Origin of the sequence: Shewanella sp. MSW (assembly GCF_007636515.1) — a bacterium.
GTDB lineage: Bacteria > Pseudomonadota > Gammaproteobacteria > Enterobacterales > Shewanellaceae > Shewanella > Shewanella indica.
In genome coordinates, this window is the sequence record NZ_LVDR01000006.1 from 56,446 (window position 1) to 71,703 (window position 15,258).

General features: G+C 47.5%; 18 protein-coding genes. 12 read left to right on the top strand and 6 right to left on the bottom strand.

Annotation, left to right across the window (positions count from 1 at the left end; translation table 11 throughout):
* Positions 1 to 25: 25 nt before the first annotated feature.
* From AYI96_RS08125 to radC, 4 genes are all read right to left on the bottom strand, one after another.
* Entirely contained in the window at positions 26 to 586 is a 561-nt protein-coding gene (locus AYI96_RS08125; protein ID WP_144134361.1) for a site-specific integrase, read from the bottom strand.
* 108 nt (positions 587 to 694) lie between these two features.
* A complete protein-coding gene (locus tag AYI96_RS08130; RefSeq protein ID WP_051547189.1) occupies positions 695 to 1,102 on the bottom strand; it encodes a DUF2787 family protein in 408 nt (135 codons plus the stop codon).
* 73 nt (positions 1,103 to 1,175) lie between these two features.
* Positions 1,176 to 1,538, bottom strand: a complete 363-nt coding sequence (locus tag AYI96_RS08135; RefSeq protein ID WP_144361386.1) for a hypothetical protein — start codon at positions 1,536 to 1,538, stop codon at positions 1,176 to 1,178.
* Positions 1,531 to 2,022, bottom strand: a complete 492-nt coding sequence (gene radC / locus AYI96_RS08140) for a RadC family protein (protein ID WP_144361387.1) — start codon at positions 2,020 to 2,022, stop codon at positions 1,531 to 1,533. Before radC ends, AYI96_RS08135 begins: the two co-directional genes overlap by 8 nt.
* Positions 2,023 to 2,169: 147 nt before the next feature.
* On the opposite strand from radC, the gene AYI96_RS08145 reads away from it, so the two are divergent.
* Positions 2,170 to 2,361: a helix-turn-helix transcriptional regulator gene (locus tag AYI96_RS08145; protein WP_144220510.1), complete on the top strand. Its 192-nt coding sequence runs from the start codon at positions 2,170 to 2,172 to the stop codon at positions 2,359 to 2,361.
* A gap of 83 nt (positions 2,362 to 2,444) precedes the next feature.
* On the opposite strand, the gene AYI96_RS08150 is transcribed toward AYI96_RS08145, so the two are convergent.
* Entirely contained in the window at positions 2,445 to 2,780 is a 336-nt protein-coding gene (locus AYI96_RS08150) for a hypothetical protein (RefSeq protein WP_144361388.1), read from the bottom strand.
* A gap of 94 nt (positions 2,781 to 2,874) precedes the next feature.
* Here AYI96_RS08150 and AYI96_RS08155 point away from each other — a divergent pair, with 94 nt between their 5' ends.
* The 8 genes from AYI96_RS08155 to AYI96_RS08190 all read left to right on the top strand — a co-directional run bounded on the left by AYI96_RS08155 (position 2,875) and on the right by AYI96_RS08190 (position 11,444).
* Positions 2,875 to 3,135: a helix-turn-helix domain-containing protein gene (locus AYI96_RS08155; RefSeq protein WP_260846616.1), complete on the top strand. Its 261-nt coding sequence runs from the start codon at positions 2,875 to 2,877 to the stop codon at positions 3,133 to 3,135.
* A 175-nt stretch (positions 3,136 to 3,310) separates the two neighbouring features.
* The gene (locus AYI96_RS08160) at positions 3,311 to 4,456 is read left to right on the top strand and encodes a helix-turn-helix domain-containing protein (RefSeq protein WP_144361389.1); all 1,146 of its coding nucleotides are present in this window, start codon (positions 3,311 to 3,313) and stop codon (positions 4,454 to 4,456) included.
* Positions 4,456 to 5,013: a DNA-binding protein gene (locus AYI96_RS08165; protein ID WP_144361390.1), complete on the top strand. Its 558-nt coding sequence runs from the start codon at positions 4,456 to 4,458 to the stop codon at positions 5,011 to 5,013. Before AYI96_RS08160 ends, AYI96_RS08165 begins: the two co-directional genes overlap by 1 nt.
* A 236-nt stretch (positions 5,014 to 5,249) precedes the next feature.
* Positions 5,250 to 5,915, top strand: a complete 666-nt coding sequence (locus AYI96_RS08170) for an N-6 DNA methylase (RefSeq protein ID WP_260852968.1) — start codon at positions 5,250 to 5,252, stop codon at positions 5,913 to 5,915.
* A 71-nt stretch (positions 5,916 to 5,986) separates the two neighbouring features.
* On the top strand, positions 5,987 to 7,252 hold the full coding sequence (locus tag AYI96_RS08175) for a tyrosine-type recombinase/integrase (protein WP_144361391.1): 1,266 nt from the start codon (positions 5,987 to 5,989) through the stop codon (positions 7,250 to 7,252).
* The gene (locus AYI96_RS08180; protein ID WP_144361392.1) at positions 7,245 to 8,975 is read left to right on the top strand and encodes a site-specific integrase; all 1,731 of its coding nucleotides are present in this window, start codon (positions 7,245 to 7,247) and stop codon (positions 8,973 to 8,975) included. Before AYI96_RS08175 ends, AYI96_RS08180 begins: the two co-directional genes overlap by 8 nt.
* The gene (locus tag AYI96_RS08185) at positions 8,972 to 11,008 is read left to right on the top strand and encodes a hypothetical protein (RefSeq protein ID WP_144361393.1); all 2,037 of its coding nucleotides are present in this window, start codon (positions 8,972 to 8,974) and stop codon (positions 11,006 to 11,008) included. Before AYI96_RS08180 ends, AYI96_RS08185 begins: the two co-directional genes overlap by 4 nt.
* Positions 10,989 to 11,444: a hypothetical protein gene (locus tag AYI96_RS08190; protein WP_144361394.1), complete on the top strand. Its 456-nt coding sequence runs from the start codon at positions 10,989 to 10,991 to the stop codon at positions 11,442 to 11,444. Before AYI96_RS08185 ends, AYI96_RS08190 begins: the two co-directional genes overlap by 20 nt.
* Before the next feature lie 31 nt (positions 11,445 to 11,475).
* On the opposite strand, the gene AYI96_RS08195 is transcribed toward AYI96_RS08190, so the two are convergent.
* A complete protein-coding gene (locus AYI96_RS08195; protein ID WP_113594272.1) occupies positions 11,476 to 11,685 on the bottom strand; it encodes a helix-turn-helix domain-containing protein in 210 nt (69 codons plus the stop codon).
* A 122-nt stretch (positions 11,686 to 11,807) separates the two neighbouring features.
* On the opposite strand from AYI96_RS08195, the gene AYI96_RS20300 reads away from it, so the two are divergent.
* The 3 genes from AYI96_RS20300 (at position 11,808) to AYI96_RS08210 (ending at position 15,243) form a co-directional block, all read left to right on the top strand.
* Positions 11,808 to 12,263 carry a hypothetical protein gene (locus AYI96_RS20300; RefSeq protein ID WP_186300045.1) on the top strand — a complete coding sequence of 152 codons (456 nt, stop codon included), beginning with the start codon at positions 11,808 to 11,810 and terminating at the stop codon, positions 12,261 to 12,263.
* 101 nt (positions 12,264 to 12,364) lie between these two features.
* Positions 12,365 to 12,559 carry a methylation-associated defense system helix-turn-helix domain-containing protein MAD1 gene (gene mads1 / locus AYI96_RS08205; protein ID WP_058355578.1) on the top strand — a complete coding sequence of 65 codons (195 nt, stop codon included), beginning with the start codon at positions 12,365 to 12,367 and terminating at the stop codon, positions 12,557 to 12,559.
* Between the two features lie 2 nt (positions 12,560 to 12,561).
* Complete coding sequence (locus AYI96_RS08210; RefSeq protein ID WP_144361395.1) at positions 12,562 to 15,243, top strand: hypothetical protein; 2,682 nt, start codon at positions 12,562 to 12,564, stop codon at positions 15,241 to 15,243.
* Positions 15,244 to 15,258 lie beyond the last annotated feature (15 nt).

Below are 15,258 nucleotides of genomic sequence, written 5' to 3' on the forward strand. Positions count from 1 at the left end.
GCTCTCAAGTGGGAAAGGTTTGGGGTTAGATTTCCAGTTCAATAAAGTCGCGGTCTATCTGTTGTTGGGTAATGCCGATGTAACGCAGCGTGACCGCTTCCGATTGGTGCCTGAGCATACGCATCACTCGGCCAATATCCTTGCAGGATTGGTACAAGTGATAACCGCGAGTTTTACGCATTGAGTGGGTCCCTAACGCAAGCCTGATGTCTTCACCAACGAAGGCAAAGGCTTTGGTCACGGCTCGACGACTGAGCGGCCTAGGCGCTGCATGTTGCATCTGCTGGCTACGATAGGATTGAAACAGATAGATGTGGTCAGGGTGACGCTGGCGGATAGCGTCGATCAAAGCCTTGGTTTTGGCGTTGAGTTTAATGTCGGCTCTTTTACCGGTTTTTTGCTCAATGATGCTGAGCCTGTCACCTTGGATATCACTGAATCTGATCGCCAGTAGATCAGAGATCCGCAGTGCCAGATTAAGACCGATATTCCAGACATCAGCCATCTGCTGACCAAAGTGACGTTCAAGCAGGTAGCTGATAAGCTTGATGGTATCGCGGCTTTTCACCGCCTCGACTTCTTTCATGGTGAAGTTCCCTCATTTGGCTATTTGATGAATATGGGAACCAGCCTCTTGCCAACCCCTATCGGGCCTGGGTTTGCTGGTGCCCACAATACCTTTTTGAGAACCACTTCAGTGGGCCTGCACTTTGACGACATAAGCGTCGATGGCGACATAGCTGAGGAAGTTCTTGAGCAGCAGTTGCACCAACCCCGCAACTTCCCGCAAAGGCCGAGTTCCGTAGAAGGTGCTGTAAACCTCCTGAGCCTGAAAATGCACGTCAATCTCCCGCTCCAATTCCGGCATGACCCGGCCATAGAAAGCGAAGTCGGTAAAGTAGCTGAGTGCCCAGGCATCGCCCTGACGACTCAAACCTATCTCCACCGGATGGAAGCCACCACGCTCGGCGTTGTAATCCGGATCGGCAAAATTGAGGGTGATAAAGCGGGCTTTCTGGGTTTGATAGTCCTTGGCGTGCATCTTTAGCAGTTCATAAAAGTCGGCGGGTAAGGTCAGAGCCTGGTACTGGATAATGTTCATATCGATTCTCCATAAACAAAAAGCCCGCTTGGTTGATGCCAAGCGGGCAGGGGATAGATAAAAGGTTTGGGGTTCAGCTGTGGGCGCTCCAATTCGGTTCGGTATTGGAGCCGTGATTGAAATAGCAGCCGTTGATCACCTTAAGCCAAGGACCAAACGGCACGCCGTAAGTGTCGCAGCGCTGCAGGTAACGACAAAAGCCGATTTCCCTGGGGATGTGACCATCCATATCTTTGTGAGACACATACAACACGGTTTTGCGTAGTGACGTTAATGGCATCACCTGGGGAGCGCCAATTACCTCGCCTGTGTCATTCAGCGGCCGCTCGAACGTGGGCAGGGTAAGTTCTCTGAGTAGATACGCCCGCAATTCAGGGAATACCTGACAGGCTTCAGCCACCGCAGCCTGCGAAAAGCTGTCGGTAAACTCAATCATAGTGCCTTCCCTCCAGCCAACCTCGCTCCGCAAACGACACACATTGGTCGCCCACCACAATGTGGTCCAGCACCGGCACATCTATGGTACCGAGAGCGTTGATTAACCGCTCGGTGATACGCCTGTCGGCCTGAGAAGGTTCGGCAACGCCGGAAGGGTGGTTGTGAGTGAGGATAACTGCCGCTGCATTACAGCTCAGTACCGCTTTAACAACTTCCCTGGGGTAAACACTGGCAGCATCAATCGTGCCGTAAAACAGCTCGGTGAACTCAATTAATCTGTGCTGGCTGTCCAGCATCATGACCGCGAATACCTCGCGCTCATGTTGATGCAATTTGAAGCGCAGAAAGTCCATGGTAGCGCTTGGGTTGGTGAATACGTCACCTCTAACATAGCGCTCGGCGATGATGCCGGCCGCGGTTTCGAGGATTTGACTGGATGTGTGAGACCAGTTGTTGCTGGGTGCAGAAAGGGTTCTGTGCATATCGCCTCCTTCATGATGACTCTGGTTTATGCACAGGGGTGATATATATCTGAAAATTTTTCGAAAAGTGGGCTGAAGAGGGGGGATACGGAAAAGTTAAAAATTACTGACAGCGCTTATGTGATGAGTCAATTACAGGAGCTCATCATGAAACTATTACGATTGAAGCAGGTGATGGATTGTACAGGGTTAGGTCGCTCGTCCATCTATAACTACATTAGCGAGGGACGCTTCCCAAAACCTGTGAAGCTTGGACCGAGAATTGTGGCTTGGGTTGGCGCTGAAGTAGAGGAGTGGATTCTTGAACGAATTGAAGACCGGGATGAAGGCTTGGCGTAGGTAACGTTTAAACAAGTGGAGGAAGGGAATTGTCAGTAGCACCTGACAATTCCCTTCCTTTCATATTTGGTCGAATCTCGGCTTTATCCGCTGAACTGGGCGTAACCTAGTACATTGGACATAAACCCCTGTGTTGCCATAAAACCAATAAGGCCACCGATAAACTGAGGGCCGATACTCCAAAATACGCGCTTGTAAAAAGCGTCTACTGCGCCGGTGGTTAGGTAAATATCGGGTCTGACAAAGTCCAGAAACAAGCGACCTATAAAAGCCCCAGTGCCGGTAAGCAAAGTGCCAGACACTAAAAAAGCCAACCATCCCAAAAAACCAACAGAGACATGGCTGTTGAATACTGTTACCAGCGCCATGACAAACATCAAGACAAAGCTAATTATCAAATATCGAATGTATCTATCCATTACAGCAACTCCTGAGTAAATCGGGCTCAGCCCTTTGATATTCGCTCCCAAATATGGCCGAAAGCAAAATATCCCAAAATGGGATATTTGCAACATGACTTACTATCCAGCCATGCAAAAAAGCTGGTTGGAACGCGAAGAATCGCTACGTAATGAACTGAAAGCAATGCGGAAAAGCGCAGGGCTTAGCCAAACTCAACTTGCGGAAAGACTCAACAAGCCTCAGAGCTTCGTCTCCAAATATGAGAGTGGTGAACGGCAACTACGTATTTTGGAGCTGGAAGCTGTTTGCGTTGCTTGTGGTACCTCGAGTGCTTCTTTCCTTAATAAATTTTTTAAGTCCTTTCCTGAGTAGTAGCTTCTTTTTATCCCAAGTCGATTTTTTATAGCGCCTCTCCTTGCCAATAGGAGGAGGCCTCCACCCCTTATTCGTCGCCGAATGAAGGTTCACAGCAGCTAAATACTGTGAGCGAATACCCGTTATTAACTCTTCAGCTTGACAAAACTTGACGCCTCATTATACTCACGGCATGCAAAAATCCCTTAATATTGCAAACGCGGCTTCAGCGATGGAGGAAAAAGGGCTATCGCAAACTGCGGTGGCTGAGAGCCTCTCTGTGTCTCGTGAGGCTGTCTCTCAATGGTTAAGCTCAAAGTCTTTTCCAAGACCAAATAAACTGCTTCAATTAGGTAAACTTTTAGGGCTTTCTCTCGATGAACTCGTGGTGAAAGACGATCCTTTTGCTCCGAAGGTCGCTTTCAGAAAGATGCGTGGTACCAAAACCAAGGATCACCATATTGAAAAGGCCCAAGAGATTGGTCGCTTTTTGTACCACCTTGTGCCTTACCTGCCATTTGATACCATTGAAATGCCACCAGTGCTTAAGTCACCTAGTTGTGATTACCGCTACCTTCGCACTGTAACGGCGAAAGTCAGAGAAGATATTAATCTTGATCTAGTAGAGTGTGTGGACTTCACGCACCTGATTAGGCGCTTTAGTGAGTTACAGGCTGTTGTGGTTCCCGTTATGTGGGGCGCAAAGCAGCGCCATGAAAATGCTGTGCACATACATCTTCCTGAGTCGGGCAGTACATGGGTGTATTTGAATCTGGATACCAATATCCACGACTTCAAATTCTGGATGGCACATGAGCTGGGGCATTGCTTATCTCCCAGCCTCGACGGTGAAATCGCTGAAGACTTTGCGGATGCATTTGCGGCTAGCTTGCTTTATCCCCATGAGTTGGCCGAGAAATCGTACAAAACTATTAGTGCGCAAGTATCCCCAGCGGCCAAAATCACACATGTTATCGATTTGGCTGACCAATTAGTGATATCTCCTTGGACTGTTATCGGACAAGTGAATAAATATGCTGAATTCTCAGGGCTGCCTAAGATACAGCTCAGTAAGTCGGCTTTTCCTGGTGCGGTCACGAACTTTAATAAGAAGTACAAAAATCTCAGTGAAGCCTTGTTTGGTGCTGCTGAGCTCGACGAGCATGGTAAACCGAGCGCGCGTGACTATATTGAAGGGACTGGGGGGGCTTTCGAAACCCCTTTTTTTGACATGCTCCGGAGATATCTGAAGGATCACGACAAGGGGCCTGGTTATGTTCAAACTGTGCTGGATATGCCACTTCTAGATGCACGGAGTATCCACGCAGAGCTGACCTAATGCCACAATCGAAAATACTCGTTGATACCAATGCCTACCTACGGTTGGCCAAAACTATACGACCATTGTTGTTTGTGCCTTTTGGTGAAAACGAGTACTGCCTGTATATCCTGCCTGAGTTAAACAAAGAGCTGGCGAGTAGGAAGCTACAGAGCAAGTTCCCCTGGGTAGATGAAGCGGAGTACGCGGAGAATCGTAAGCACTTTCCTCAAATAGGCAAAAAGCAGCAAAAGTCCATCCAGCAAACCTTCGAGTATGTGTGGGATTACGTGCAGACTGAACTGCCCGGCCCATCTAGGGTGGATGCTTGGTATATCGCTTATGCATGGGAACTGGGAGTTCCGGTGGTAACAGATGATCAGGATATGACCGAATTGGCGAAAGCTTTCGAAGCACAAGTCATGCCTACGTTGGAGCTGCTTAAAACCATGCTGGATAGTGGCCATATAGACATGAAGACTATCAATGGACTGATCGACTACTGGAGATATTTCTCAGACTTGCCGGCCAACATCAGGGCCGATTATCAGAGGTTGTTTGGCAAACAGTTTGACTGATGTCCTTTCCTCAACAACTCCCTTTCAGATACTCTAGGCATATTGCCCAATATTTTTAGACAACGTTGCCGCTGGTTGGCGTAAATGGCTCTGAACCAAGTATCACACTAATAAGCTAGTCGCTGAAGGCATGTTACGGGGTGCCGAAATGGCAAATCGAGTCGACTAGAACCCACCAGTATTAACGTGTCACACACGCGAATTGAAAAAGACAAAATAATTAGGAATCTTGCCCCATGGCACAACTGGAAAACATTGAAGCAATTGAAAAACGCCTGTGGAAATCGGCTGATACCTTACGTGCTAACTCTGAGCTGGCCAGCAATGAATACTTTCTACCTGTGATGGGGCTGATTTTTCTGCGTCATGCCTACAGCCGTTATCTTTCGGTCAAGGATGAGATTGTTGCAACCCTGCCCAGTCGTGGCGGCAAGACCCGTGAACTTACCAAAGAAGACTTTTCAAAAAAGAGTGCTATCTATCTTGCGCCAGAAGCTCAATTTGATTACTTGATTGCCTTGACCGACGCAGACGATCGTGCCGAAGCCATCATCAATGCCATGGTATCTATTGAAAGCAATTATACCAATCTGCGTAACCAACTCCCGAAACAGGAATACACCCAGATCCCTAACGAGGTTTTGGGCACTCTGCTGCGTACGCTTAACCCTGATGAATTGAAAAAGGCTACCGGCGATATCTTTGGTCGCATTTACGAGTACTTCCTCACCCAGTTTGCTGATCAAGGTGCGCACGATGGCGGAGAGTTCTTTACTCCTGTTTCGTTGGTGCAACTCCTGGTGAACGTGCTGGAGCCCGATCACGGCAAAATTTTTGACCCCGCCTGCGGCAAACGTTACATACCAAGTTTTAATCGCACACCATACATGTTTCAATGGTGACAAATTAGACTACTCTATGCTCAGAAGTAATTCCTTCCTGAACGGCATTGAGTCGTCGAAGGGGGAAATCAATGGCAAGCCTTGAGCAAATCACCTATCAGCCACATCGAGCAGAAATATCGGACGGCTCGTTACAGTGGGCTCCACTAAAAAGAAAACCGATCAAAAATCTTCCCCAAATAGTCTGGGAAGATAATTCAACCTGGGCAGAAGCAAATCTTTGGGCCCTGGATCAGGCAACATCATCAAAACGGGATCTGAAAACCGTTCGATCCAATATGTCTCACCTGCTTGCCTACGCAAAATGGCTAGAAGCAGAGTCAATCCAATGGTGGCATTTCCCAGAGCGAGAAAGTGAGCGTTGCCTTGTTCGCTTTCGTGGAGCACTTGTTGCCGCCAGAAATAATGGTGAGCTTGCTCCAAGCACTGCTTCGCAGAGGATGGCAGCAGTCATCCGTTTCTATAAATGGACACAATCGCGTCGATTAATTTCACCAGAATGGCCAATGTGGGAGCAGCGATTTGTTGGAATCAAATTAACCAATCCGTTTGGTCTCGAACATACCATGCGAGTTGCCAGTACAGACCTTGCCATTCCCAATCGAAAGGTTGCTGGGGCCATACAGCTTGAGGATGGCCTTCTCCCAGTAACTGTTTCTGCAATGAAAGAAATTCTCGCGCTGGCAGATCGCAGCGCAACCGAAGAGCTTTCGCTAATGCTACGAATTGGCTTTTTCACAGGGTTGCGCATTGGCTCAATTACCGATCTGAAGGTTCAAACTCTTCACAACGCAACCCTGGTTCCTGAAGTCGGTTGGAAGCGATTAGCTGTTGGTCCTGGTGCTAGGCCAATGGTCTCAACCAAGTTTGGCGTTTCCGGTTCAGTGCCAATACCTGAGGAGCTTCTCGAAACACTTATTGCCTATTCCATGAGTACGAGAAGGCTGAAACGCCAAATGTTAGCGAGTCATGAAGATAGGGACCTACTATTCCTTACTCGCTATGGCAACTCGTACAGCGGAGATGATAGCCGAGCGGTTAACGTGGAAATGTCTCGTCTCCGATCATCTGGTAAAAGGGCTGGGCTGCAAGTGATGCGCGGTTTTCATTTCCATCGCACAAGAGCCACTTTTGCCACAGAGTTAATGCGCGTGGCGCTAAAGTTCATGCCAGTCGGTGATGCCATCCAGTTTGTAAGGGAGGCATGTTTGCACCGAGATGAAAGTACAACGATGAAATACATCAAGTTTATTGAAGCAAACAAAGCAATGTCAGATGCAGCGGAAGCTTTTTCGGAAGCCTTTATGGGATTGGCTAGAGGGCGTGCCAATGCATGAGTTAAATCTTACTTTCCCGGGCATGAGTCTTGGTACGCATCAAATCCCTTGGAACCTGAACATATTGCTTCATCATGGTGTTGCATGTGTACCGAGAAAAAATGCGATGGAATCGATACATCATTCCTCAGTCGATGATGTTGACGTTCTTCGAATTCCGATTGTATGCGCATTTCATGAAGCTATTTCCAGCATGATAAGTCAGGGGCGCTCTCGTTCACTTATCGAAGGCAGTCTGGAAGTGCTTTGGCGGTTCTTTGCATGGTCAGATACCAACTCATTGACTATGTCTCGAGATAAAGTGGTAACCAACTTCAAGAAATGGTCGGAATACCAGTTATATAGATCAAAAATCAAAAAGGAAGTGTCTGAAATTTACGTTTACAGACAGACTTCAAAGTTAGCCAATCTCATCGCTAGAGCCTTAAAACTTCCTGGAGCTAAGCCTGGCGGCGCACTTTTGATGCAAACAAGAATCAGAAAACCTAGCGCAAAAAAGAGCGTACTGACCAGCAGCGCAGATAAGCAAAATCTCAGCAGTACATTTGAGTTTGGTCATTGCCTGAGGTCGATCTGTGACGCCTTGGATTGTGCGACGGTCAGAGGACGGCTACCTATCCGTATTGCGCTGCAAGGCGGCAAGACCTTGGTGGTTGCAGGAAGCCTCCTTAATCCGGAAATGGATGTCGAATCTATAAAGTGCAGCACCGTCAGGAAAAATGCTGAGAAAGCCAGAGCGCCACTGATGGAGAGTGAAAGCCTTTTCGATCGGCATAAAAGATCGGGAATACTAAATCTGAGAATAGAATCTGAGCTTTTGATATTCATCGCACAAACAGGGATGAATCTGACTCAGGCATCAGCGCTTGAAAGAGAAACTTATCGTTGGAAGTCTAACGGTGACGATCTGGAGGTTTTCCGCGTATACAAGGGGAGACGCAGCGGCGAAGCTGTTTTTCGTTGCTATCGCTCTTATAAGGAACATCTCGAGCGATATTTGCAGTGGCTGAATGACACAGGGTTTGCTGAACACGATACCCGGCTTTTCCCTTTACAAAGTCGAGGCATGATTCGCGCAAAAGATTCAAAGATTGGATTCTACACATTGAAAGAATCCTTCAAGAAAATTGATGCTCGGATTTTAGGGCCACAGGAGCTGCGTAAAACCAGAGTAAACTGGCTACTCAGGCGAAGCAACGATCTCGAACTTACGGCTGAGCAAATGGCCCATGATAAGGAAGTCCTTCTCCGTGATTATGAAAGGCCACATCATCAATCAGCGGCATCCGAAATAGTCCGGTTCCATGCATCAAAAGATCCTGCTTATACGCCACCTGGGCCGGGTGTATGTATCGACAAAGATCGTGCCCCCGAGTCGATCAATGGTATAGCTAAAGAAGCGCCGAAACCGGACTGTACCAGCCCAGAAGGCTGTCTTTTTTGTACTAAGCATCGAGACGTTATGAGTCCTGATTATTGCTGGAAACTTGCCTCGCACGCAAAGATCAAGAGCCTGGAAGCAAACCTGTATAAACCACCGGAAAAGCAAGACATTCATCCTGCATACCGGGTTATTGAAAGAATAAACAAAAAACTTGAAGCAATAGCGTCTGGCAGCGAAATACGAGCAATGTGGGTAAGTGAATCTCAGGATTTGATTCGTGCCGGTAAATATCACCCCTATTGGAGTGGCCATATAGAGCTGATGGAGGTAATTGCATGAATTTGGCTTACTTCCCGGGATTGCAGATTGAATCGGCCTTATCAAAAGAAGATGCGCTGAATTTTAAACCTGACAGTTGGCCCCCTGCGCCGGATTTTCCTGCTGTGATAGATGCCTATGGCCATGTTGTGTCTCGATATGGTGACGTAAGATGGGATCTTTCACCTTGGTCTGGGCACACCCTCTCCATTTACTTTGGGGATGGTTCTGGTCAGGGAAAAAGAGTTAGCCCTCAGAACGCGGAGTTATTGCGTAAAGTTGTAGCGTGGTGGCTTTGGGGCGAAGCGGCTATTCGTTCTGCCAAGGCATTGGTGTTTAAGTTTGAGACGATAAAACCCCTGTTTGTGGCCTGCACAGATGCCGGTATTCTGGCTACTGAGCTCTATAGATATCCCAAGGTCATCGAGAAGTTATCCGAATATTATAAGCAACGCGGAAATCGCTTGATTGAATGCCTCCATTCATTATTCATCGCACGAGAGACTTTAGGGTTTGTCTTGCTTGACGAAAGCGGAATTAAACTACTTAGCAGCGTATTAACAACGAATGATTCGACTCAGACAGCTTATATACCAGCGAGGATATGGAGTTATCAGGTTTCACGTCTTCGGGAATGCTTGGAAGACTTTCTGTTGCATCAAGAACAAGTTGAGGCCTGTTACGATTTTTGTTTGTCAGCTTATGCCAGAAATGCTGGAGGTCAGTTATCAAAATCATTTGGTGGCCTTGGCATCGATGGGCCATTTCGAAGCTCGCGTATAAGAGGAAAAAGCCGAACAGGAAGAGTTTTTTATGGTTCGTTTACAGAGACTGCAGAAGAGTTTGGTATATCGGAATTACTTGATCGCTGGGTATTGTTCAATAACGTTACTGGTATTAGATCACTTACTACTTACCTCTCTTTAATTAGCAGTGTTGGATTGGCTTATCTATTGAACTTTTCTTTGATGCGAATTGAAGAGGGCTCCAAACTTCGTGCTGATTGTTATGAGGTTGAACGTGATCAGTTAGGTGAAGATATTCACATGCTAAAAGGTGTAACAACAAAAACCATTGAGGATTCTGATGCTCGCTGGATTGTTTCACCTTCCGTTGAAATAGCTCTGAAAGCAATGAGAATCGTTGCTTTCATGCGGTCAAAGGCAGCAAGAGAGAACCCCTATTTAGAATTATCAAAGGAAGATGTCGAGAACCCAATTCTTCAATCTCTTCAGCATGAACCATGGAGCTCCAAAGCGCCTAAATCTCAATCAACCAAAAAGTACAAAAAGATTCGGTCATACGGTGACATCTCAAAAAACCTGTGGCCAAAACTCTTTGATGATAAGAAACTGACGATTACCGAAGCTGATCTGGAAATGGCCAATAGAATGACATTTGGCCTTGATCCAGAGAAGTTTGCCGTAGGCAAAGTTTGGCCTCTTGCCTGGCATCAATTACGACGCACCGGTGCTGTCAATATGCTTGCCAGTGGATTGGTGACCGAAGCGTCTCTTCAGTACCAGCTGAAACACGCCTCGCGCGCTATGAGCCAATACTACGGAAAAAACTACTACCGACTCAAAGAACCATTGAATGAGGAAGCTCGTGCCTATTACTTGCGTGAGATGTATCAATCAATGGTGCGGGAGTTTAAAGCGCTCCAATCTGATCAGTATGTTTCGCCACACGGTGAGAAGCGCAAGCAGCAGATCCTCTCTGAAATATCGGAGAAAGACCATGAGCAGTTGCTCAAGGCCGCAAAATCAGGACGGATCAGTTACCGTCAAACATTCCTTGGTGGTTGCGCCAATTCAGGCCCGCCTTGCCCGCTTGGAGGGATCAGCAATATCAGTTCCTGTATGGGATTTAGCAGCAATAAGCCATGCGCATCGGCATTGTTAGATAAAGCAAAGCTACCAATGATTAAACAGCTTAAAAACGTTATTACTATTCAGATCAGTGACGCTGCGCCAGACTCCCCTTTATATGAGTCATTACAAGCGCAATTAGAATCCGCAGAGCGAGCAATCCATGTTATCGAAAGCAATTGAACCAAGAAAAGTTAGCAAGGCCGAACTGAAATTCAGGGAGGCTTTCGAACGCCTCAAGGTGGGCAAGCCAGATATTCTGCCGAAAGGGACGCCACTCAGTCAGAACAATGTTGCCAAAGAAGCAGGGGTAGATCCTTCCGCCCTTCGCAGAGCAAGGTTCCCTGAGCTGGTTGCGGATATTCAAGCCTGGATAGAAAGCCATAAGGATGAAGCAGCGCAAAAATCGCCCAGACAGATGATGCTTGCGCAAAGATCGAGGAACCGAGATCTACTGGAAAAGGTTAAGGTGCTGGAAGAACAGCGAGATAAAGCCCTTGGGCAGTTGCTGGATGCTCAATCTCGGATACTGGAACTGACACTTGAGAACCAGCGTCTACAAGCTCAGCTACCGGCAAGTAATGTTCACTTCATTTCTAATTCGAAGAAGCCCTCATGATTAGTTGGCACAGGGCGTGGGCCTAAATCCGCTAAGAAATGAGATTTACGACCGGAATCTCCAAGGCGTCAGCGATTTGATGGATCTTTGTCAGAGTGATGTTTTGGTCACCGCGCTCTATATGCCCCATATAGCTTCTATCAATACCGGCTAAGTCAGCCAAAGCCTCCTGCGAGAGGCCTTTTTCTTTCCGTATCTTGCGAACCTTCTCACCAAAAGCGACCAGTCTTGGATCTTTCATATTTGTTCTGCCCAAAAGACAGAACTATCACCAAATGTTGGATATATCACCACGGGATATATCGCTCATTTTTGTTATTCTTAGGTAGTCTTAAATCTATCGACTGGGCTATTGGCGAGCATATGTGGAACGATAAGAAGCAAAAATATTGGGAAGCGATCCGAAATCACCCCGGAGTTAGTTATAAAAAACTTAGCAAATACAAGTTACTACTGCAACTCGAAGGGCGGCAATGGTACTTTTGGCCCCGATCTGGGCGATACCAGCACGTGACCCAGGATGGTGGCATCTCGGAAGTGTTTATGGGAGAGCTGTCAGACTTCTATCACCGATACATGACTGGTGAACTTCAATTCCCCGAGAGTTTCGGAAAAATATGGAGCAAGACGGACGAAGAGGTTCTGTACGACATGATTGATTCTGCTTGCACTGTCCGGCAGATAGCAGTTGAACTGAAACGGCACCCGGTAAGCGTCATTAACAAGCTGGCAAAGTACCTGGACGATGACAGTATCCAGAATCGTATTACTCAAGATTTTTACGATGTCCCTGTACGGGAGCTAGTGCGATGGTGGTAGGTGTTAAGCATGCATACTTGACATTTATATATAAAATTGAACAAGAGAAGACTTTCTTGTACAGTACCGACATGACACTATACTAACTGCGGACAACAAACATGAGTGAGCAAATAATGACCGTCAAGGATGTCGCGTCGTACCTCAAGCTCAACGAGCGTACTGTCTATCGCATGGCCACAGCAGCAAAGATCCCAGCGTTCAAAGTGGGTACCTCGTGGCGTTTTAAGAAAGAAGAAATAGATACCTGGATAGCGCAGCAACACAACCAAATATCAAGTAATAAAGAGAGCTAACCATGCTAGGACTGAAGTTACGTGAGGAGTTTTCTGGTCGTCGTATTAAAGGAACGATGATCGAAATGCATAACCGGAATGGCACCGGTGCGCTCGATAAGTCTGCAAGTGAATTTCTGAAGATCACTTACCCTTCAATCGACATGCTCAAGACTGTGGAAGCTGTACAAGCTGGCCGGGCTGAGCCTGTCGTAATTATCGGTGCGAGGGGCCAAGGTAAATCACACCTTATGGCCGCACTGTCACACATGCATCAGGATAAGGATGCAACAGTAAACTGGTTGAATGACTGGTCTACCCGACTGAAAAATCCTGACATTGCAAGTCTCAAATTGCAGTATGGCATGCATGTCATTACTGAAAGCTTGCACTTGCAACGCTATAAGCATGTATGGGATGTTTTGTTCGACCAGCATCCGCATGGCAATATCATTAAAGCCAAGTGGGAGGTGCACGGCACCGAGGTTCCAGGTTATGACCTGATACTGGAAATGGCAGAGAATAAACCATTCATCCTTATTCTGGATGAATTCCAGACGTGGTTTGAAGGCTTAACAAACTCCAACCAGTATAAGCGTAAGACATGGGCATTTAACTTCATTCAAATTCTCTCGGAAATATCTGAAAAGCACCCAGAACTTCTGACACTTGTCGTATCCGTGCGCGAAGGTAACTCCGACGCAGCGCAGCAGCTATTCCGTGTGAACCCCGTACGGATTGATTTCAAAGGGCCAGAAGCCAAACGAGACAGACAGCGCTTGTTGCTCTATCGGATCTTCGAAAACCGGATGAACATTCCAGAGTCTGATATTGCTTCACTGATCAAAACTCATGTGGATGAATTCCTGCGTTTGAGTCATATCTCAGGCTCCGAGCATGAAAAACATAGACAGCAATTTATCGAGGCCTGGCCTTACTCGCCAAGACTCCTGCAATTGCTGGACGATCAGGTGCTGATCGCAACCGAAACTCAAGAGACACGCGATCTCTTGCGTATTCTGGTGGATGTTTTTAAGGAGTCTGGTGACGACACAGCCATACTTACGCCTGCCAACTTCAGCTTAACCAGTGAAAAATCAGGCGTTACCTCACTACTGGATTCGGTAGCGAGTCAGCTGCATCGGGATTTGCGTGAGAATGCACTGCGCAACCTCGAAGCTGTTAAAAACGGTGTACCTGCTGCTCAGGTGCCACATCTTGAGCCCATTCTTTCCGCTCTCTGGCTTCGTTCCCTGTCACTGGAGAATCATGCCGGTGCAGAGCCGTCAGAGTTGCAGCTGGATATTACCGAGCGCAAAGCGATTGATGACAACCTGTTTGCCGCTGAGCTTGCAGTCATCGAGGACAACAGCTTCAACATTCACCGCCAAGCCAACCGTTTGGTCTTCAAGAACGAGGTGAATCCACAGGCCAAGCTGTTAGCACATGCTAAAAACGACAAGCTCTTTCAAAAGGATGAGGATGTAGAACACCTCGCCAAAGAAATTCGTTACGCCTTGGTTGGGGATGGCAATCAGTCGAATATCTATCGAACCATTGTCTTAAAGAAGCAGTGGCGCACTGCGCCATGGGCGGATATTGAAGAAAAAGATCATCCTCAGCATTGGGATAACCGGATTCCAGTGATTGTTATGCCCAAGGCATCGCTGGACAACAAAGAGCTGGGAGAATGGCTGAAGACACATGTTGCCAAGGCAAGAAACACTGTGCGCTTCCTGCTGCCACGTGTGGGTACTGGCGACATATTCTACGATAAGTCTTTGCTGGTATTAGCCCGTGCGGTTTATCTCGCTAGCGATTGGAAAAACTCCGAGCGTGAGTACGCTCAATTGCATCTGAAGTACCAGAAGGAGCTGCGTGAGCAGTTGCAATCTCGCTTTGATCGTTTTGCAGTCATGGTCGTGTGGAATTTCGCAGACCCATCTCAATGCGAGTTTGAGATTTCACAGCATGGCGCAGAAGGGTTACAGATCCTTGAAAAACTAGATGAGAAAATCCGCAGCGAGCTTTTCATTCCAGAAGAATTCGACACCATGCTGCTTGATGCCGCAACCAATAGCCGTAGCGTGGCCGACCTCATCGAACAGCTGAAAGAGCCAGCCCCAAAAGGTGCAGAAAGCATTCCCTGGTTGGGTGAAACAGCGGTTAAAGAGCGCATTGGCCGAGCCTGTGCAGAAGGCAAGATTGCCATCAACGCCAAAGGTAGTCTGTACGAGAAAAAGCCGTCAGAAACCACGGAAGATGCTTGGTTGCGAGTACGTGGGAAACTGGGCAGCGGTAAAGATCTGGAAGATACAACACTGCACCTGCCCGGAGGCTCTGTTGGCTCAGGCGGTTCTGTCCCTGTTCAGCCTGTTCCAGGCGTGCCAGAAGAATTCACCACCGGTGGTGTTAAAGAGCCAGCCGCAGGCTCAGGCAATGGCGGCTCAGCATCCGGTACGACACCAACGCCGGGATCGCTATTCGGTGGTTCCAGTGGCGGCTTCGTTGCTCATCATAGCGCCCAGAATACATCCACATTGAGCTTGCTCGGTAAGCTTGAACAATGGGGCATTAACAAAGGCAGTAAGGTGAAGGACGTAAAATTGTCTACCTCGCAGCTAACTGGTGCACAGTTAGAGCATCTGCTGAAAAACTTACCGGATGGTGTTACTTACTCTCTGGATTTGGATAAAGAACAATAATCGACGAGCGAAAGC